Annotated in this window: 18 protein-coding genes and 1 tRNA gene; 9 read left to right on the forward strand and 10 right to left on the reverse strand. The window is 61.7% G+C overall.

Going from position 1 to position 19,734, the window contains the following annotated elements; translation table 11 throughout:
- Window positions 1–21: 21 nt before the first annotated feature.
- From mutT to G9X64_RS13005, 4 genes are all read right to left on the reverse strand, one after another.
- The gene (mutT, locus tag G9X64_RS12990; protein WP_168313051.1) at window positions 22–435 is read right to left on the reverse strand and encodes an 8-oxo-dGTP diphosphatase MutT; all 414 of its coding nucleotides are present in this window, start codon (window positions 433–435) and stop codon (window positions 22–24) included.
- On the reverse strand, window positions 432–1,238 hold the full coding sequence (locus G9X64_RS12995; protein WP_168313052.1) for a GNAT family N-acetyltransferase: 807 nt from the start codon (window positions 1,236–1,238) through the stop codon (window positions 432–434). Before G9X64_RS12995 ends, mutT begins: the two co-directional genes overlap by 4 nt.
- Window positions 1,219–2,460 (reverse strand): bifunctional glutamate N-acetyltransferase/amino-acid acetyltransferase ArgJ, encoded by a 1,242-nt coding sequence (gene argJ, locus G9X64_RS13000; RefSeq protein ID WP_171376710.1) that lies wholly within the window; start codon window positions 2,458–2,460, stop codon window positions 1,219–1,221. The genes G9X64_RS12995 and argJ overlap by 20 nt, the downstream gene beginning before the upstream one ends.
- A gap of 112 nt (window positions 2,461–2,572) precedes the next feature.
- Window positions 2,573–3,454 (reverse strand): peptidylprolyl isomerase, encoded by an 882-nt coding sequence (locus tag G9X64_RS13005; protein ID WP_168313053.1) that lies wholly within the window; start codon window positions 3,452–3,454, stop codon window positions 2,573–2,575.
- Between the two features lie 245 nt (window positions 3,455–3,699).
- Between G9X64_RS13005 and secA the strand changes: the two genes are divergently transcribed.
- From secA to G9X64_RS13020, 3 genes are all read left to right on the forward strand, one after another.
- Window positions 3,700–6,417, forward strand: a complete 2,718-nt coding sequence (secA, locus tag G9X64_RS13010; RefSeq protein ID WP_171376660.1) for a preprotein translocase subunit SecA — start codon at window positions 3,700–3,702, stop codon at window positions 6,415–6,417.
- A 181-nt stretch (window positions 6,418–6,598) separates the two neighbouring features.
- Window positions 6,599–8,014, forward strand: a complete 1,416-nt coding sequence (locus tag G9X64_RS13015; RefSeq protein ID WP_171376661.1) for a lipopolysaccharide biosynthesis protein — start codon at window positions 6,599–6,601, stop codon at window positions 8,012–8,014.
- Window positions 8,015–9,292 (forward strand): GNAT family N-acetyltransferase, encoded by a 1,278-nt coding sequence (locus G9X64_RS13020; protein WP_171376662.1) that lies wholly within the window; start codon window positions 8,015–8,017, stop codon window positions 9,290–9,292. It begins immediately after the preceding gene.
- A 26-nt stretch (window positions 9,293–9,318) separates the two neighbouring features.
- On the opposite strand, the gene G9X64_RS13025 is transcribed toward G9X64_RS13020, so the two are convergent.
- Window positions 9,319–10,950 carry an AMP-binding protein gene (locus tag G9X64_RS13025; protein WP_168314743.1) on the reverse strand — a complete coding sequence of 544 codons (1,632 nt, stop codon included), beginning with the start codon at window positions 10,948–10,950 and terminating at the stop codon, window positions 9,319–9,321.
- A gap of 225 nt (window positions 10,951–11,175) precedes the next feature.
- Here G9X64_RS13025 and G9X64_RS13030 point away from each other — a divergent pair, with 225 nt between their 5' ends.
- The gene (locus tag G9X64_RS13030) at window positions 11,176–12,156 is read left to right on the forward strand and encodes an aldo/keto reductase (protein WP_168314744.1); all 981 of its coding nucleotides are present in this window, start codon (window positions 11,176–11,178) and stop codon (window positions 12,154–12,156) included.
- Window positions 12,157–12,246: 90 nt separating this feature from the next.
- Here the strand turns inward: G9X64_RS13030 and G9X64_RS13035 are convergent, their stop codons facing one another.
- A complete protein-coding gene (locus G9X64_RS13035; protein WP_168313059.1) occupies window positions 12,247–12,825 on the reverse strand; it encodes a TetR/AcrR family transcriptional regulator in 579 nt (192 codons plus the stop codon).
- A gap of 128 nt (window positions 12,826–12,953) precedes the next feature.
- Here G9X64_RS13035 and G9X64_RS13040 point away from each other — a divergent pair, with 128 nt between their 5' ends.
- Both G9X64_RS13040 and G9X64_RS13045 read left to right on the forward strand, forming a co-directional pair.
- Window positions 12,954–14,249: an MFS transporter gene (locus G9X64_RS13040; protein ID WP_168313060.1), complete on the forward strand. Its 1,296-nt coding sequence runs from the start codon at window positions 12,954–12,956 to the stop codon at window positions 14,247–14,249.
- Between the two features lie 124 nt (window positions 14,250–14,373).
- Window positions 14,374–14,458, forward strand: a tRNA-Leu gene (locus G9X64_RS13045).
- A 197-nt stretch (window positions 14,459–14,655) separates the two neighbouring features.
- Here the strand turns inward: G9X64_RS13045 and G9X64_RS13050 are convergent.
- Both G9X64_RS13050 and G9X64_RS13055 read right to left on the reverse strand, forming a co-directional pair.
- Window positions 14,656–14,943: a hypothetical protein gene (locus tag G9X64_RS13050; RefSeq protein ID WP_003543268.1), complete on the reverse strand. Its 288-nt coding sequence runs from the start codon at window positions 14,941–14,943 to the stop codon at window positions 14,656–14,658.
- 169 nt (window positions 14,944–15,112) lie between these two features.
- Window positions 15,113–15,397, reverse strand: a complete 285-nt coding sequence (locus G9X64_RS13055; RefSeq protein WP_168313061.1) for a hypothetical protein — start codon at window positions 15,395–15,397, stop codon at window positions 15,113–15,115.
- A gap of 216 nt (window positions 15,398–15,613) precedes the next feature.
- Between G9X64_RS13055 and G9X64_RS13060 the strand changes: the two genes are divergently transcribed.
- The gene (locus G9X64_RS13060) at window positions 15,614–17,362 is read left to right on the forward strand and encodes a cation:proton antiporter domain-containing protein (RefSeq protein WP_168313062.1); all 1,749 of its coding nucleotides are present in this window, start codon (window positions 15,614–15,616) and stop codon (window positions 17,360–17,362) included.
- A gap of 47 nt (window positions 17,363–17,409) precedes the next feature.
- On the opposite strand, the gene G9X64_RS13065 is transcribed toward G9X64_RS13060, so the two are convergent.
- Window positions 17,410–17,700: a hypothetical protein gene (locus G9X64_RS13065; RefSeq protein WP_168313063.1), complete on the reverse strand. Its 291-nt coding sequence runs from the start codon at window positions 17,698–17,700 to the stop codon at window positions 17,410–17,412.
- Window positions 17,701–17,895: 195 nt separating this feature from the next.
- Here G9X64_RS13065 and G9X64_RS13070 point away from each other — a divergent pair, with 195 nt between their 5' ends.
- Together G9X64_RS13070 and G9X64_RS13075 are read left to right on the forward strand one after the other, a co-directional pair.
- Complete coding sequence (locus tag G9X64_RS13070; RefSeq protein WP_017995313.1) at window positions 17,896–18,486, forward strand: YqaA family protein; 591 nt, start codon at window positions 17,896–17,898, stop codon at window positions 18,484–18,486.
- Window positions 18,487–18,562: 76 nt separating this feature from the next.
- Complete coding sequence (locus G9X64_RS13075) at window positions 18,563–19,075, forward strand: disulfide bond formation protein B (protein ID WP_017995314.1); 513 nt, start codon at window positions 18,563–18,565, stop codon at window positions 19,073–19,075.
- 73 nt (window positions 19,076–19,148) lie between these two features.
- On the opposite strand, the gene G9X64_RS13080 is transcribed toward G9X64_RS13075, so the two are convergent.
- Window positions 19,149–19,706, reverse strand: a complete 558-nt coding sequence (locus tag G9X64_RS13080) for an HNH endonuclease (protein WP_003543279.1) — start codon at window positions 19,704–19,706, stop codon at window positions 19,149–19,151.
- Window positions 19,707–19,734 lie beyond the last annotated feature (28 nt).

Here is a 19,734-nt window from a genome sequence, read left to right on the forward strand (position 1 = left end):
CACAATAATAATCAGATAATGCTAAAGTAAATCCTGCAACATCGGGATGAGCGGCTCGTCGGCCGGCGGCATCGGATAATCGCGCAGCGCCTGCGGGCGCACCCATTTCAGCGCCTGGCCCTCGCGGCCCTGGGGAATGCCCTCATAGCGCCGACAGATATAGAGCGGCATCAAAAGGTGGAAGGTCTCGTAGGAGTGGCTGGCAAAGGTCAGCGGCGCGAGGCAGGCGATCTTGGTGTGGATGCCGAGCTCTTCCTCAAGCTCGCGTACCAGTGTTTCCTCGGGCGTCTCACCCGGCTCGACCTTGCCGCCGGGAAACTCCCACAAGCCGGCGAGCGACTTTCCCTCGGGGCGCTGTGCCAACAGGATGCGCCCATCGGCATCGATCAGCGCACAGGCGGCGACCAGCAACATCTTCCGGCCCGCCTCGCTCATCGCGGCTCCTGCTGCCAATAGCAATAATGATAGGCGTCGCGAAAACCGAGGCGCTCATAGAGTGCGATGGCCGGACGATTGGACAGCTTCACCTGCAACCAGGCCGAGCGGGCGCTGCGCATGCGCGCCCAGCGCAGCGCCGAGGTCAGGATCTCCGTGCCAAGCCCCTCGCGCCGCCGCGCCTCGGAGACCGAAAGCGACATGATGCCGGCGAGGTCGTTGTCCTGGACACAGAGCACCGTCGCAAGCGGGCCGTCCGCCGCGTTCTCGATCATGAACAGGCCGGATGGCGGCTTGATCGCCGAAATGATCTCGGCAAGCGCCGGCTTCAGCCTCAGCGGCGCCTGGTCGACGGCAAGGTTGGCGTCGACGAAGCGGCCGACATCATGGGTCGGCAGGTGATCAAGCGTATCCGGCAGCTCCGCCTCGGCAAGGTCGCAGGTCATCACCACCGTATCGTCGAAGCGCGTCCAGTTCTGCGCGCGTAGAAGTTCGATCAGCACCGGCGAGGCAAGCGGCGTCTGGCGGACCACGGCGGCGCGACCATAAGCTTCGAACTTCCGGCTCGCCTTTTCCAGGCGGATTTCGACGTCGCGATGATCCGAGGGATCGAGCGGCACGATCGAATTCAGCCGGTTGGACGGGTGGCCGGCCGTCAGCCGCACCTGCCAGCTGCCGTCATATTGCACGGATGCCGCCGGCCAGGCACGGAAGCCGACGGCCTCCAGCCTGCGCACCAGCGGCAGATTGTGTGGGGAAATGGATGCCTGCGCCAATGAACGATCAGCTCCGATAGTCGCCATTGATCGCAACATATTCCTTGGTGAGGTCGCAGGTCCAGACCGTTGCCGTGCCCGCACCGAGCCCGATATCGACTTTGACGGGGATATCCTGCGCCTTCATGACGTCCGAGGCCGCCGCCTCGGAATAATCGGGATCACGCTCGCCATTGACGGCGACCCTGATATCGCCGAACCAGATGGCGAGACGGTCGCGGTCGGCCATCTCGCCGGATTTGCCGACGGCCATGACAATACGGCCCCAATTGGCGTCTTCGCCGGCGGCCGCGGTCTTGACCAGCGGCGAATTGGCGATCGACAAGGCGATGCGCTTGGCGGCGGTATCGCTCTCGGCACCTGTCACGGTAATCTCGAGCATCTTGGTGGCACCCTCGCCGTCCCGCACCACCTGCAGCGACAGATCTTTCAGCACTTCGTTGAGTGCGGCCCGGAAGGCTGCAAGGCGCGGGTCGTCGACACGCTTGATGCGGGCCTGGCCGTCCTCGGCTGCGGCACCCGTTGCAAACAGCATCAGCGTATCGGAAGTCGAGGTGTCGCTGTCGACGGTCATCGAATTGAAGGTCGGGCCGACGCCGTCGGACAGAAGCGCCTGCAGCGCGGCGGGCGCAATGTCGGCATCGGTGACGACGAAGGAGAGCATCGTCGCCATGTCGGGCGCGATCATGCCGGCGCCCTTGGCGATGCCGTTGATGGTCACGGCGACGCCGCCGATCTCGGCGCTGCGGGTCGAAACCTTCGGATAGGTGTCGGTCGTCATGATCGCCTTGGCGGCCTCGAACCAGAAATCGCCGGTCGCTTCGGCCTGCATTCGGTCCAGAACGCCTGCGAATTTGGTGGCATCGAGCGGTTCGCCGATGACGCCGGTCGAGGCCAGATAGACCTCGTTTTCGGCGCAGCCGACGGCAGCGGCAGCCGATTTCGCCGTCAGCGCGGTCGCCTGGCGGCCCTTCAGGCCGGTGAAAGCATTGGCATTGCCTGAATTGACGACGACGGCACGCGCACTGCCATGGGGGAGATTGGCCCGGCAGAAATCGACCGGCGCCGACGGGCACTTCGAGCGGGTAAAAACGCCAGCGACGGCCGCCGGTCTGTCGAAGACCATCATCAGCACGTCGGTGCGGTTCTTATATTTGATGCCGGCGGAGGCCGTCGCCAGGCGCACGCCGCGCAGCGGCGGCATCGAGACGAAGGATTTCGGAGCGAGCGGAGAGACGGAACCGGACATGATGAGACCTGCCAATGAGCATTTCCAGGCGAAATGGACGCCGCTTCGCCGTCCGGAAATGCGACAACTACGATAGTGAAGGGCCCGGAAGAACCGGGCCCTGATGCGACTATTACTGCTGCGGCGCCGGCGCGACGGGCTCGCTGCCCGGCTCCGGCTGTTTGTTTGCCTGGTCGTAACCCTTGCGCAGCGTCTCGTCGGTGATCTCGATCTTGGCGGACGCCTTTGCCTGGTTCAGAAGCGCAAGATACTTGTCGCGCATGACGAGTTGACGAACCTGATCCTGCACCTGGTCGAAGGGCGGCGGCGGGGCATCGCGCTTATCTTCGACCTTGATGACATGGAAGCCGAAATCGGTCTTGACGGGCGTCTTGGAATAGGTGCCCTTCTCAAGCGCGAAGGCTGCGTCTTCGAATTCCTTGACCATCCGGCCGCGCGAGAAATAGCCGAGATCGCCGCCTTCCGACTTGTTCGGATCGGTGGACTTTTCCTTGGCGAGTTCGGCGAAATCCTTGCCGGCGTCGAGCTGCTTGATGATGTCCTTGGCTTCGTCCTCAGTCTTGACGAGGATGTGGCGGGCGTGGACTTCCTCCTGCTTCGGCAGGGCGGCGACTTCCTTGTCGTAACGGGCCTTGACTTCGTCAGGCGTCACGATGTCGACGACATGTTTCTTGAAATAGGCATTGTGCAACTCGCGGTCGGAGAGATACTGCATGCGCTTCTTGAATTCGTCGGTCTGATCGAGCTTCTCGGTGGCAGCGTCGGCGGCGAGCAGCTTCACGTCGATGGCTGCGGAAAGGGCTGCGACCTTCTTCTGGTCATCGGGAAGCTGCGCCAACTGCGGGTCCAGATTGGCGACGGCGAGGTCGAGTTCCGACTGGTGGATCTCCAGGGCGCCGACCTTGGCGATGACGGCGTCATCGGCATAGGCGGGGGCCTGGAGCGCGACAAAAGTTGCAAACGCCAGAACGGCTAGTTTGTTGGTGCTCAACATGAAATACCCTTCACAGTTACATGGCCGGTTTCAGCATCCCTTGAATCCAGCCCAAAATAGCCATCAACACCGGATTGTGGCCTTTCTGTATCCGCCAAATCCGTTGACATCATTCGACCCCCCTCTTATCTGTCACGCAACCTCGCGTCCAGAACAGTTTCCGGGCGTTTTAAGCGTGCGCCTGATTTTCGGCTGGGCCGCGAACAAGAAACGTCGGGGATGAATATTGAGAAAGGACCAGTCATATGGTCAGCTTTGGCGGTATAGCCCGCAAGTTATTTGGGTCTTCCAATGACCGCCGCGTGCGGTCCTTCCAGCCGAACGTCGCCGCCATCAACTCTATCGAAGAGAAGACGAAGGCGCTGACGGACGAGCAGCTCGCGGCCAAGACCGCAGAGTTTCGCGCCCTGCTCGCCGAGGGCAAGACGCTCGACGACATTCTAATCCCGGCCTTTGCCGTCGTGCGCGAAGCCTCGCGGCGCGTTCTCGGCCTGCGACCTTTTGACGTACAGCTGGTCGGCGGCATGATCCTGCATTCGAATGCGATCGCCGAGATGAAGACCGGCGAAGGCAAGACCCTCGTCGCCACCCTGCCGGTCTATCTGAACGCGCTTTCCGGCAAGGGCGTGCACGTCGTCACCGTCAACGATTACCTCGCCCAGCGCGACGCCGCGACCATGGGCCGCGTCTACGGCTTCCTCGGCATGACCACCGGCGTCATCGTCCACGGTCTCTCCGACGAGGAGCGCCACGCAGCCTATGCCTGCGACATCACCTACGCCACCAACAACGAACTCGGCTTCGATTATCTGCGCGATAACATGAAGTACGAAAAGAACCAGATGGTCCAGCGCGGCCACAACTTCGCGATCGTCGACGAAGTGGACTCTATCCTGGTCGACGAGGCGCGCACGCCGCTGATCATCTCCGGCCCCCTCGACGACCGCTCCGAACTCTATAATACGATCGACGCCTTCATTCCGCTGTTGGAGCCCAGCGATTACGAGATCGACGAGAAGCAGCGCTCCGCCAACTTCTCCGAAGAAGGCACCGAGAAGCTGGAGAACCTGCTCCGCCAGGCCGGCCTCCTGAAGGGCAACGCGCTCTACGACATCGAGAACGTCGCAATCGTCCACCACGTCAACAATGCGCTGAAGGCCCACAAGCTCTTCCAGCGCGACAAGGACTATATCGTCCGCAACGACGAAGTCGTCATCATCGACGAATTCACCGGCCGCATGATGCCGGGCCGCCGCTATTCGGAAGGCCAGCACCAGGCGCTCGAAGCCAAGGAAAAGGTGCAGATTCAACCGGAAAACCAGACGCTGGCCTCGATCACCTTCCAGAACTACTTCCGCATGTACGACAAGCTCGCCGGCATGACCGGTACGGCGCAGACGGAAGCGGAAGAATTCGCCAACATCTACAATCTCGATGTCATCGAGGTTCCGACCAACCTGCCGATCAAGCGCCTGGACGAGGACGACGAGGTCTACCGGACCTTCGACGAGAAGTTCAAGGCGATCATCGAGGAGATCCTCGACGCTCACAAGCGCGGCCAGCCGGTGCTGGTCGGCACCACCTCGATCGAAAAATCGGAACTGCTCGCCGAGCGCCTGCGCAAGCAGGGCTTCGACGACTTCAAGGTGCTGAACGCCCGATACCACGAGCAGGAAGCCTACATCGTCGCCCAGGCCGGTGTGCCGGGCGCCATCACCATCGCCACCAACATGGCCGGCCGCGGCACCGACATCCAGCTCGGCGGCAACCTCGAGATGCGCATCGAGCGCGAACTCGGCGAAGTCGAAGCCGGACCGGAGCGTGATGCCCGGATCCAGGCAATCGTCGAGGAGATCAAGGCACTCAAGCAGAAGGCGCTCGAAGCCGGCGGTCTCTACGTCATCGCCACCGAGCGCCATGAAAGCCGCCGCATCGACAACCAGCTGCGCGGCCGCTCCGGCCGTCAGGGCGACCCTGGGCGTTCGAAGTTCTACCTCTCGCTTCAGGACGACCTGATGCGCATCTTCGGCTCCGACCGCATGGACAGCATGCTGACCAAGCTCGGCCTCAAGGAAGGCGAGGCGATCGTCCATCCCTGGATCAACAAGGCCCTGGAGCGCGCCCAGAAGAAGGTCGAGGCCCGCAACTTCGATATCCGCAAGAACCTCTTGAAGTATGACGACGTTCTCAACGATCAGCGCAAGGTGATCTTCGAGCAACGCCTCGAACTGATGGAATCGACCAATATTTCCGAGACCGTTTCCGACATGCGCCGTGAGGTGATCGAGGACATGGTCGAAAAGCATATCCCCGAGCGCGCCTATGCCGAACAATGGGATGCCGCCGGCCTGAAGACCGCTGCTTTGAACATTCTCAATCTGGACCTGCCGGTCGAGGACTGGGTGAAGGAAGAAGGCATCGGCGAGGACGACATCCGCGAGCGCCTGACGGAAGCCGCCAATGCGGCTTTCACGGAAAAGGCCGAGCGTTTCGGCGACGACATCATGCATTACGTCGAACGCTCGATCGTCATGCAGACGCTCGATCATCTCTGGCGCGAGCACATCGTCAACCTCGACCATCTGCGCTCCGTCATCGGCTTCCGCGGCTATGCCCAGCGGGATCCGCTGCAGGAATACAAGTCGGAAGCCTTCGAGCTCTTCACGGCGCTGCTCAACAATCTGCGCGAGGCCGTCACCGCCCAGCTGATGCGCGTCGAACTCGTGCAGCAGGCCCCTGCCGAGCCTGAACCGCCGCTGATGCAGGCCCATCACCTTGATCCGACGACCGGCGAGGACGATTTCGCCCCGGCGATCTACCAGGCATCGGAAGTCATCGTTTCTCCCGAAAATCGCAACCCGGATGATCCAGCGACCTGGGGCAAGGTCGGGCGCAACGAGACCTGCCCCTGCGGCTCCGGCAAGAAATACAAGCACTGCCACGGCGCCTTCGAGCAGGTCTGAGGCAAGCCCGCAAAGATCCGCGAAAGTGCCGCCTCGGGGCGGCATTTTCTTTTCTGCGGCAATGCCGGAAAGCCGGAATTTCAGCGTTGGACGGCAGACCCGATCCGGAACCGTTTCTTAACCCTGTTCTGTCAAGACTTCAGAGGCGATTTGCCTGACCTCAGAGTTTTGCGTGTTCATCATGGCGGTCATAGAAACAGCGGAGAAGATGCTGCCCGCGGGCCTGCGCCCGATCGGCGGCCGCACGCTGCGTTTGTTTGCTGCCGTGCTCACCGAACGCGGTGAGAGGGCGGCCGCCCAGCGCATGGCGCTGACGGCCTTTTCGATTCGTGTCCTCAGCGCAGCGCTTGCCTTCGTCTCTCAGATCGTGCTCGCCCGGCTGATGGGGGAATATGAATACGGCATCTTCGTTTTCGTTTGGGTGCTGGTCGTCGTCTTCGGCGATCTCTCATGCCTCGGTTTCCACACCGCGATCGTCCGCTTCCTGCCGCAATACAGGGCGGCGGGCGCTTTCGAGGAAATCCGCGGCCTGACCGGCACGGCGCGCATCTTTGCGCTGCTGTCCGGCACGGCGGTGCTCGCCGTCGGTATGCTCGGGCTGCATTTCTTCGGCGATACGATCCAGGTCTATTATCTCGTCCCGATCTTCATCGGCCTGCTCGCCATGCCGATGATCGCGCTCGGCGACATTCTCGAAGGCACATCACGGGCAAACCATTGGCCGGTGATGGCGCTGAGCCCGGTCTATATCGTCCGGCCGATCCTCATCATCCTCTTCATGCTGATCGCGATTGCCATCGGCGCCGAGCACACGGCCGTCACCGCGATGCAGGCAGCGCTCGCCGCCACCTACGTCACCGCTCTCGGCCAGTATGCCGCAACGCTTTACCGCCTTCGCCGGCATTATGACAACGGCCCGCGCAAGGTCGATTTCCTCGCCTGGTTCAGCGTCGCCTTTCCGATTTTCCTGATCGAGGGCGTGAGCTTCCTGCTGACCAACTCCGACGTCGTCGTCGTCGGCATCTTCCTCGAGCCGCACGATGTCGCCATCTATTTCGCCGCCGCCAAGACGATGGCGCTGGTGCATTTCATCAATTTCTCGGTCAAGGCAGCCTCCGGCCCGCGCTTTTCCTCGATCATTGCAGAAGGCGACCACGCCCAACTGGCAGCCGCAGCCATCGACGCCGCCCGCTGGACCTTCTGGCCGGCGCTCGGGGTCGGCCTTGTCGTGCTTGCGGCCGGTCATCTGCTGTTGTCACTCTTCGGCGGCGCTTTCACATCAGGTTATCTGGTCATGGCGATCCTGCTCGCCGGCATCCTCGCCAAATCGCTGGTCGGCCCGGCGGAAACGCTGCTGATGATGGCAGGCAAGCAGAACCTCTGCGTCGCGCTCTATGCCGGCGCATTGACGGCCAATGTCGGCCTCAACCTCGCTTTAATCCCGCATTACGGCATCGAAGGCACGGCGATCGCCACGGCTTCGGCCATGGCCGTCGAGGCAATCCTGCTGCATGTGGCCGTGCGCCGCGCCCTCGACATCGTTCTTTTCGCCTTCGCCAGCCCCTCCGCCGCAACGCCAGAAATGAGAGTTCGATAGATGGTGCGTGTTCCCCCCGTTACCGAAAGCACCGACAGCGCCGCAAACCGCATGGTGCATGATCTCGCAGCGCTGCATTTCGAAGCGCCGCAGGCCGAGGCTCGCGCCGAGATCGGCCGGCCGGGGCGCGAGCTCTGCCTCTATCCCGGCAAGCTCGGCTATGAGCTTCAGGATGAGCTCGATTTCCTGTCCAACCGGGCGATGGAACCGAATGTCTTTTTCTCCGGCCGCTTCCTCGCCCCCGCCATGCCGCGGCTCGAAGACCGGCAGGTGAACTTCGCCCTGATCCGCGACCACAATGCCGGCCGCAGCCGCATGCGCTTCCTCTTGCCGTTTTCGGTCGACAAGCCGGGCTTTGCCGTCGGCCCGTCGATCATCCGCGGCTGGTCAAACAGTTTCGGTCCGCTCGGCACGCCGCTCGTCGATGCCGAGGATGCCGCCGAAACCCTCGACAATCTCTTCGAAGGGCTGACCGCGCGTGATCTTAATCTGCCCGGCATATTGGTACTGCCGGATCTCAGGCTGAACGGGATCCTCGTTCGCATGATCAAGGCCGTGGCGCTCAGCCGCAATCTTCCCGTCACCGTTACCAATCCCTATCTGCGCCCGATGCTGCAGAGCGAGGAAGAGGCGCCGGTCTATCTCGGCAAAACCATCTCCTCCTCGCATATGCGCGAGATGCGCCGCCAGTGGCGCCTGCTGGAGGAACAGGGAACCGCGGTCTATGCCGTCGCCCGCCAGCCGCGCGAAATCCATACCCGCTTCGAGGAATTCCTGGCGATGGAAGCGGGCGGCTGGAAGGGCAAGCGGCGAAGCGCTCTCGTCACCGATCGTTATCATACGGCCTTCGCCCGCGAGGCGGTGTCGAACCTTGCCTCCGTCGATGCCGTGCGTATTCACACGATCGATCTCAACGGCAAGGCGATCGCCGCCATCGTCGTGCTGATGATGGGCGGCGAGGCCTATACTTGGAAGACCGCCTACGACGAAAACTATGCCCGCTATTCGCCGGGCAAGCTGCTGATGAGCGAACTCACCGAATGGCATCTCGATGACGCCAATATCGTCCGCTCCGATTCCTGCGCCGTCTCGGATCATCCGATCATGAGCCGCTTTTGGCAGGAGCGCGAGGAGATGGGAACGCTGGTGATCGGCCTGACGCAGAACAGCGACCGCGACATGCGCCAGGTCACCGCCCAGCTTCACATGTACCGCAGCACCCGCAATATGGCGAAGATGCTGCGGGAGAAGATCATGTCGCTTGCCGGCCGGGGCTAAGCATTCCAGCAAAATGTGTAGCGGTTCTATCCCTTGTTGGCAGCCATTTCCCGCAGCAGCCGGCGGATCACCTTGCCGGTGGTGGTCAGCGGCAAGGCATCGATGAATTCCACTTCGCGCGGATATTCGTGCATCGAAAGCCGCGTCTTCACCCATTCTCTTATCTCGGCGGCCAGCGCCTCGCTTGGATGATGGCCTGGTGACAGCACGATATAGGCCTTGACGATTTCGGTGCGCACGGCATCGGGTTTGCCGACGGCGGCGGCAAGCTGCACGGCGGGATGGCCGATCAGGCAGTCCTCGATCTCGGCGGGGCCGATGCGATATCCCGACGATGTGATCACGTCGTCGTCGCGTCCGTCGAAGGTAATATAGCCCTCAGCGTCCTGTCGGCCGATATCGCCGGTGAGCAGCCAGCCTTTGGCGAACTTTCGTTCCGTCGCCGCCGCGTCGTCCCAGTAGCCGAGAAACATGACAGGATCGGGTCTGGCGATGGCGATCTGGCCCGGTTCGCCGACGGGCAATTCGTCACCCGTCTCGCTGACGATCGCGACACGATGCCCGGGCACCGCCCGTCCGATGGCGCCCGCTTTGGTGACGCCATAGGCAGCGCTCGACGCGAGCACGAAATTGCACTCCGTCTGACCGTAGAACTCGTTGACGGTGATACCGAGCGTATGGCGCGCCCATTCATAGGTCTCGCGGCCGAGCGCCTCCCCGGCCGAACCGATGGTGCGCAGCACCAGATCATATTTCGAGCGCGGATCGGACACGGACCGCATCAATCTCAGCGCCGTCGGCGGGATGAAGGCGTTGCGCACCTTCATCTCGGCCATGATGAGATAGGCCATGCCGGCATCGAATTTCTGCGCCGGTGACGAAACGACGGGAACACCGAGCAGAAGGCTCGGCAGCAACGCATTGAGCAGACCGCCCGCCCAGGCCCAGTCGGACGGCGTCCAGACCTTGTCGCCCACTTTCGGAAAGCCCTCATGAGCAAACTGCATGCCGGGAATATGGCCGGGCAGGACGCGGTGGCCATGCAACGCGCCTTTGGGCGGCCCCGTCGTTCCCGACGTGAAGATCATCAGCGCCGGGTCGTCCGGACCGGTTTTGGCGATGTCGAAGACAGGGGGATGGCCATCCACCAGTTCGGCGAAATCATCCGCATCGCCACTCGCGCCGTCGATGCTGACGACATTCTTCAACGCCGGCAGGCGTCCGCGGATCTGCCGGATGCGTTCGAGACCGAAGGCATTGGTGACGACGGCCGCGGCCCCTGCCGCCTTCAGCCGGTATTCCAGCGCCTCGACGCCGAAGAGCAGCGCCAGTGGCAGCGCAATCGCGCCGGTCTTATAGATCGCCACATGTGCGATCACCGTTTCGAAGGATTGCGGCAATAGCAGCGCGACGCGATCGCCGCGTTTGATATCTAGTGAGACGAGCGCATTTGCGAAGGCCGAGGAACGATCGGCGAGCGCGCGATAGGTCATTGCGCGGTGATCGCCGTCGGGGCTGAAATGCTCAAGGCAGACGCGCTCGGGATCCCTCGCGGCCCAGTCGTCGCTGACGGCGCGGCCGATATTGAAATCCTCCGGGGTCTGCCAGGAGAAATTGCAATAGAGATCGTCATAGCGATCGTGGGACGGCAGTTGCATGGTCGGATTCCGATAAAAATGCTGCATCAGCTAACATCTTGCGGCGCGGATGTGCAAGCTGCAGCCAGACTCGACGGCGATCAGCGCGGCTTCAGAAGTCTCGATCACGGATCATTGTGCGCATGCAGCATGGATTCTTCATTTGCCACCCTGCGACTTTGGCCATCTCGCGCTAAATCATGCAAGGCAGCCTGGGGGTTATTAAATTCATCACGGAGTCGTTTCATGGAATACACAAAATTTGGGAAGACCGGTCTCGAAGTGTCGAAGATCTGCTTGGGCTGCATGACCTTCGGCGATCCCGGCCGCGGCAATCATGCCTGGAGCCTGCGGGAAGAAGAAAGCCGGACGATGATCAAGCAGGCGATCGACCTCGGCATCAATTTCCTCGACACCGCCAACACCTATTCCAACGGTTCCTCAGAGGAGATCGTCGGCCGTGCCATAAAGGACTTCGCCAAACGCGAGGACATCGTGCTCGCGACCAAGGTGTTCAACCGCATGCGGCCGGGCCCGAACGGCGCCGGCCTGTCGCGCAAGGCGATCTTCGACGAGATTGACAACAGCCTGCGTCGCCTCGGCACCGACTACGTGGATCTCTACCAGATCCACCGCTTCGACTATACGACGCCGATCGAGGAAACGCTGGAAGCACTGCACGACGTCGTCAAATCGGGCAAGGCGCGTTATATCGGCGCCTCCTCCATGTATGCCTGGCAATTCGCCAAGGCGCTCTACGTCTCCAGGCTGAACGGCTGGACCGAATTCGTCAGCATGCAGGACCACCTGAACCTGCTCTACCGAGAGGAAGAGCGCGAAATGCTGCCGCTCTGCGAGGATCAGAAGATCGCCGTCATCCCCTGGAGCCCGCTTGCCCGTGGCCGCCTGACCCGCGACTGGGACGAGACGACGGCACGCAGCGAAACCGACGAGTTCGGCAAGACGCTCTACACGCAGTCCATCGATGCCGACCGCAAGATCGTCGGAGCCGTGGCCGAAATCGCCAAGGCCCGCAACATCTCCCGCGCCCAGGTCGCAACCGCCTGGATCCTGCAGAAGAGTGCGGTGACCGCCCCGATCATCGGCGCGTCCAAACCGACCCACCTGACGGACGCCGTTGCCTCGCTCTCGGTCAAGCTTACCGCCGAAGAAATCGCGGCACTGGAGGCACCCTACATCCCGCACGCCATCGCCGGCTTCAAGTAGCCGCTGGCTTCTCGGTCCTCAGGCACATGCAAGGTAGATCCCTCTCCACGTGGAGAGGGAGATCGAAACCATCGCCTTTCGCGACTGAGATTATTTCTGGCTCTCAGGATCGAGCTGCCGGCGCATCGTCACCAGAAACTGCTCGGCAAGCGCCCTGTCCTCGACCGCACGGGCAAGAATGACAGCACCCATCATCGATGAGAGTGTTGTCGTCGCATTGGCGCGGCGCTCCTCTTCCGTTTCGCCGGGAACGATATCGGCAAGCGTGTCGACCAGCACGGACAGCCCGTCGCTGAAGACCGCGCGGACGGCGCCGCGGCTGCGGCTCACTTCCTGGATCAGCGTTGCAAAGACGCAGCTGCCGCCCGGATCGTCAACCGTACGCCAGTGGATATAGTGGTCGAGAAGCGCGGCCAGCGGCCGGTCAGGCGATTCGGCGATATGCTCCTTCCAGCGCGTTTCGACCCTGTCGATCAGCTTGCGGCTAACCTCAAGCGCCAAATCGTCCTTCGAACCGAAATGACCATAGAAGCCGCCATGCGTCAGCCCCGCCGCCTTCATGATGTCGGCGACGCCGACCCCGTCGAAACCGTTTTCGCGGAAAAGCACGCCGGCAACGCTCAGGATCTTTTCGCGGTTTTCGGCAAATTTTTCGCGGCTGACCCGCATTGTCGTCTCCAGAAATAGTCGCTTGACAAAATATATGACGTCCATCATCAATACGCAAGAAATATGATGGCCATCATGTAAATCGGTCCAGTATCTTCTCGAAGCTGAATTCAAACGGAATCTTGCCCATGGTTTCCACCGTCCTCGCCTCCACCCTTGCCCGGCGCAACATCCACTACGGCTGGGTCGTCGTTGCCGCGACCTTCCTCACCATGCTGGTCACCGCCGGCGCCATGGGCGCACCCGGCGTGCTCATCAAGCCGCTGCAGGACGAGTTCGGCTGGGAGACCTCGCAGATTTCCTCGGCGCTGGCGATTCGCCTGATCCTGTTCGGCTTCATGGGTCCGTTCGCCGCCGCCTTCATGAATTATTTCGGCGTGCGCAAGGTCATCGTCTTCGCGCTGGCGCTGATCGGTGCCGGCTTCATCGGTTCGCTGTTCATGACGACGCTATGGCAGTTGTTATTGCTCTGGGGCATCGTCGTGGGCTTCGGCACGGGCCTGACGGCCATGGTGCTCGCCGCGACCGTCTCTTCCCGCTGGTTTACCAAGCACCGCGGCCTCGTCGTCGGCATGCTCTCGGCAAGCTCGGCCACCGGCCAGCTCGTCTTCCTGCCGCTGATGGCGGAGCTGACGGAACGCTACGGCTGGCGCTCGACGGTGTTTTTCGTCTGCGCCATGATCATGGTCGCAGCCCTTGCCGTGCTTGCCTTCATGCGCGACCGCCCGGCCGACCTCAATCTGCCGGCTCTCGGCGAAACTGATGTAACGCCGCCACCAGCAAGCACCTCGCTTGGCGTCGCGCTGATGACGCCGATCACCGTGCTTAAGGAAATCTCGAAGACCTCGACCTTCTGGATCCTCTTTGCCACCTTTTTCATCTGCGGCCTCAGCACCAACGGCCTGATCCAGACCCATTTCGTCACCCTTTGCGGCGATTTCGGCATCGTGCCGGTGGCCGCCGCCAGTGTGCTTGCTGTCATGGGCATCTTCGATTTCTTCGGCACCATCGGCTCCGGCTGGCTGTCCGACCGATTCGACAATCGCTGGCTGCTGTTCTGGTATTACGGTCTGCGTGGCCTCTCGCTGCTCTACCTGCCGTTCAGCGATTTCAGCTTTTACGGTCTCTCCATCTTCGCCATTTTCTACGGCCTCGACTGGATTGCCACCGTGCCGCCGACCGTCAAGATCGCCGCCGACCGCTTCGGCCGCGAAAAGGTCGGCCTCGTCTTCGGCTGGGTCTTTGCCGGCCATCAGCTGGGAGCCGCCACCGCCGCCTATGGCGCCGGCCTCTCGCGCACGGAGCTTTCAAGCTACCTGCCCGCTTTCTTCGTCGCCGGCGCCTTCTGCCTGTTGGCCTCGATCCTGGCGATCACGCTGAAGAAGTCCGGCCTGAGCAGCCCGGCACCGGCCGCCGCCCATTGATATCAGACGAAATCCGGCCTCGAGCGAGGCCGGATCTCTCTAACGGGTCAGTCCGATAACTTCGTTTGCCTGTCTTGCGCGCGCGGGTGCTCGCATGTTAGACAGCCGCCCGTTCATATCCGTTGCCCCATTGGCGGAATTGGTAGACGCGCTCGACTCAAAATCGAGTTTCGAAAGAAGTGCTGGTTCGACCCCGGCATGGGGCACCAGCCTTCGCCCTGCGAGCTTCGGCTCGGCAGGCCGAAGAGAGCAGCTAAGCGGAGGCTGTCGCGCCGCAGTTCCGTGAGGAACGAAGCGGACCGGTTCGATAGTGCTCCGGTAGCAGCACCGTCATCTCAAATGCTTTCGCGTAGCCCTTGAAGACCTGATAGGCGACTACCGAGCAAATTTCGCATTTCAGGTGAAACTACTTGTTCTTCAGCAGCCACATCTTACCGGCCATCGTGATGCCGTAGACGTCTTTTGATGCGTCGTCATCCAGGTGCCGCCTCTCCAGAAAACCCGGCTCCTTCAACTCGCCCAGCGTCTTGGCAGTAACCGACTTTATTTTCTGAGGCCGCTCTTTCCACCGGTCAGTTTTTGCATAAGTCACTGTCGCGTTCTCGTGCGTCCATTTATTGGCCGGCTGAGGATAAAGGTCTCCATCCCTGGCGAGTTTAAGTGCGGCGATCTGGGACGGCGTAAGCTCAATCATTCTGAAAAATCCTGTGCGGGCGGTGTTTGCGCTGGGAGTGCGCTTTTACCAAAGGCGTGCTCATAACACCGACAGACGACTTTCACCACCGCATTGAGATATTCGCGCAACGAAAGGCGAAAACCCGGCTCGTCGGAACCGGGCTTCGTCCTTATCGCATATTTTTTCGTTAATTGCAGCGTCGAACCGTCCTCGTGACCTCGCCTTCATCGGTCTGTCGGGTGACGCTCCTGGTTTCGCAGGCATTATCGCGATAGCGGCGGTGCTCACGTTCGCGCACAGCACCGAAAGTGACGCCACGTTCGCTGATGGTGATTCCGGGTCGGACCCGCTCATTGCGATAGCCATCATCATAGGAACGCTCCCTCACATAAACGCTGTCGGCAAGAACAGGCGCAGCAAACGAGCAGGCGGCAAGGGCCGCCACAGTACAGTTCAGGATGATCTTCCGCATGTCGTTTCTCCTTGTCTGATGAAAGGGCAACGAGACAAGACGCATGTGGTTCCAACATCGGTGACGGCCGGACGGTGCCATGAACGACGTCTACGTCTCCTTAGCCAGGACTGAGAACAAAGGCGGCCTCAAACAGTAGCCCATCCCCAAATCAACTGTTTAATTTTGCTTGCGCTTCGTCCAAAGTGGCCGCCGCGATCACAAGAGAGGGCGGACGTGCATCAGGAAGTAGGACTTATCGCGACGGTCGCCGTCAGTTTCGTTTTCGCGGCGATCCTGGGCTATGGCGCCGACCGGCTTCGGCTGCCGCCACTCGTCGGCTACCTGATGGCGGGCATCCTGATGGGGCCGTTCACGCCGGGCTTCGTCGCCGATACCGCCCTTGCCGGTCAGCTCGCCGAGATGGGCGTCATCCTTTTGATGTTCGGCGTTGGCCTGCATTTTTCCGCCTCCGACCTGCTCGCCGTGCGCGGCATCGCCGTGCCTGGCGCCATCGGACGGATTATCCTCGCGACCCTGTTGGGCATCGGCCTTTGCAAACTCTGGGGCTGGAGCCTCGGCGCCGGCATCGTCCTCGGTCTCAGCCTGTCGGTAGCGAGCACCGTCGTGCTCTTGAAGGCGCTGGAGGAGCGCAACCTTGTCAACGCCGCAAGCGGACGCGTCGCCGTCGGCTGGCTGGTCGTCGAGGACCTGGTGATGGTGCTGGCACTGGTGCTGTTGCCGGCGCTCGCGGAGCTTCTGGGCGGCAACGTGAGCGAAACGGCCAACCACGGCCTCGGCGACCTGCCGCTGGCGCTGACGATCGGCCTGACGCTGCTGAAGGTTGCGGCCTTCGCCGCCATGGCGATCTTCCTCGGCCCTCGAATCGTGCCCTGGCTGCTGACGATGATCGCCCGCACCGGCTCGCGCGAACTCTTTACGCTGACGGTGTTGGCGATCGCACTCGGCATCGCCTTCGGCTCGGCGGCAATCTTCGGCGTCTCCTTTGCGCTCGGCGCTTTTTTCGCCGGCGTCGTCATGAGCGAATCCCAGCTCAGCCACAGGGCGGCGGCCGACTCGCTGCCGTTGCAGAATGCCTTCTCCGTGTTGTTCTTCGTCTCCGTCGGCATGCTCTTCGATCCCTCGATCCTGGTGCGCGAGCCGCTGGCCGTGATCGGCGCGCTGGCGCTCGTCATCCTCGGCAAGGGCATCATCACCTTTCTCATCGTCATCCTGCTCAGATACCCGATCAGCATGGGACTGACATTGGCCGGCGGCCTTGCCCAGATCGGGGAGTTTTCCTTCATTCTCGCCGGCCTCGGCGTCTCACTCGGGCTTTTACCGCATGAGGGTCAGGATTTGATCCTGGCTGCCGCGATCCTGTCGATCACACTCAACCCGATCGTGATCTTCGCAACCGACGGCCTGAAGAAAGTTATCCATTCGAGGTGGCCCTCCCTCTGGGAAAGCTACGGCAGGAGCAGGCAGAAGGCGCTCGGCAAAGAACTGGAAAAGATCAGGGCGCTCGGCGAAGAGCGCGAGCGCCAGCATCAACTGAAGATGCAGCAGCTGATCGAGACTTTCCCGCTGTTCTCACAAGTCAACGAGGACGCGCAGGAGGAGCTGCTGCTGCTCTTCAAGGCGAAATCCGCACCGCCCGGCGAACGCGTCATCCGCCGCGGCGACCGCGGCGACAGCATGTATTTCATCTCGTCCGGCGCGGTGGAAGTGCGGCTCGCCAGTGGCGCGATCCGTCTGGAGCCGGGCGCCTTTTTCGGGGAAATGGCGCTGCTGACCGGCGCACGGCGCACCGCCGACGTCATCGCAGTCGATTTTTGCCAGTTCGAGGTGCTCGAGCGGCGCGACTTCAACATGTTCATGTCCCACCATCCACATCTGCGCGCCGCCGTCAGCGAAATGGCCCAGAAGCGGACGGAAATGAACGTCCTGCGGCAGCAATGGGAAAAGTCGATGGACCTGTCCTGACGCCAACATCACCGCGTGTCAGCGGCAATTACGCTGCCGCGATTGCCTCAGCCCGCCGGCCAATAGCCGTCGGAGCGGAAATCCTCCGGGATCGGATCGAGCCGCGACAACGTCTCTGCTGCGAAATCGATCTGCAGCGACAGGTATTTAAGTGATGCCAGCATCGGCACGCCGGTCGCGAATTCCCGAATTCGGGACAGATGATAGCCGCTCTCGCTGATCCGCCGCGCAGCCTCACGGCGCACGTCGTCTCTGCTTGGTCCGCGCCGCTCTTCGGACCAGTCATCCATTTGCACGGCCTGCCCACGGCCGCCTTCGATCACTTTGAACATTCTCATGCCACCCTGTACGTCGACCCTAAATCAGCTTGCCGCAGAATGGCCGATTCGCAATCCCGTGAAATCTTGGGAGAGGCGCGGACACCCGTCATCACGAAATATTTTGACGGCGGTGGCAGGAAGGACACGGGCGAGCATTTACAGCACCGCGCCCGGCCCCTAAAGCTTTTTGCACTGCAACAGGAAGGAAACGGAATGCTCCGCAGACTTTACGACTGGACCATGTCTCTGGCCGCGCGCAAATCGGCCGAAATCTGGCTCGCCGTCATCGCCTTCGTCGAAAGCTCCATATTTCTCGTCCCCGCCGATGTGCTGTTCCTGCCGATGGCGCTTGCCAGGCCGGAACGCTCCTATCGCTACGCGCTGGTCGCGACCGTCGCTTCCGTACTCGGCGGTATCGCCGGCTGGGCGCTCGGCTTTTACGCCTATGAGACGGTGGCGCGGCCGGTTCTCGAATTCTACGGCAAGCTCGATGCCTTTGAGCAGATGAAGGCCTATGTCACCTACGAGTGGATCCTGCTGCTGCTTGTCACATCAGGTCTTGCGCATCTGCCGCCGATCAAGATCGTGACGATCCTGTCTGGCGTCATTCACGTCAATCTGGGCCTTTTCATTGTTTCGGCGATTATTGCACGCGGCGCGCGTTTCCTCTTCCTCGCTTGGCTGCTGCGCCGCTACGGCGAGCCGATCCGTGACTTCATCGAGAAGCGCCTCGGCCAAATCGTTGGCATCGGTGCCGCTACGGTGATCGTGCTATATGTCGGCTACCGCTCTTTCGCTCACTAGGCGAGGATGATTTTCGGCCGAACAGGCCTAAAATCAATCCGCATCTCATGCTCTACTAAACTCGCGGAGCTCCGCCATGACTATTTCCTCGCCGCTCGCCCGCCCCGGCTTTGTCTATTCCATATTGCTCGCCATCGGCATGGCGGCGGCGGTCGGTACCGCGCTCGGCTTCCAGTATATCGGCGGCTATATTCCCTGTGCGCTCTGCCTGTTGCAACGGCAGCCCTATTATTACGCCATCCCGATCGCGATCTTGGCCGCAATCTCCGAGCTCGTCGGCCTGCCGAACTGGATCACCCGGGCGCTCATTCTCGCGGCCGGCATCCTGATGCTGGTGACGGCAGGCATGGGAGTTTATCACGCCGGCGTCGAATGGCACTTCTGGCCCGGCCCAGCCACCTGCTCGACGACGGCAAGCAGCATGACGACCAATGCCGGCGATCTGCTCGGGGAGCTCAACACCATCAAGGGGCCGTCCTGCACCGATGCGGCGCTGCGCGTGCTCGGCCTGTCTTTTGCGGGCTGGAACGTGATTGCCGGAATCCTGCTCGCAGCCTTCGCCTTTGTCGGCGTTCGCAAGGCCGCCTGATAAATCCAGCATTCGAAGGGCTGCAGCGTCCTTTGCGCCTCTGAAAGGAGGCGCGGCGCTGCAGGCCGTTCGATCAGGGCTGCAATTCGGTATCCCAATAGAGATAGTCGAGCCAGCTTTCATGCAGATAGTTCGGCGGGAACAGCCGGCCGTTATTGTGCAGATCCTGCACCGTCGGCTGGTAGGGCTTCTGCGCCGGGAACATGCCTGCCTGCTTCGGAAGCTTGCTGCCCTTGCGCAGATTGCAGGGCGAGCAGGCTGCCACGACATTCTCCCAAGTCGTCTCACCGCCATGGGCGCGCGGGATGACGTGGTCGAAGGTCAGGTCGTCATGGGCGCCGCAATACTGGCATTCGAACCGGTCGCGCAGGAAGACGTTGAACCGGGTGAAAGCGGGATTGCGGGACGGCTGAACGTAAGTCTTCAGGCACACGACACTCGGAAGCCGCATCGAAAAGCTCGGCGAGGAAACCGAATGTTCATATTCTGCAATGATGTTCACACGGTCGAGAAATACCGCCTTGATCGCGTCCTGCCAGGACCACAACGACAAGGGGTAATAACTCAGTGGCCGGTAGTCAGCGTTCAGGACGAGCGCCGGCAGGGCCTGTGGGGAGACTGCAATCGTCAAGGGACTCTCCTGATCGATTCGGCATCTG

The organism is Rhizobium sophorae (assembly GCF_013087515.1).
Taxonomy (GTDB): Bacteria; Pseudomonadota; Alphaproteobacteria; order Rhizobiales; family Rhizobiaceae; genus Rhizobium; species Rhizobium sophorae.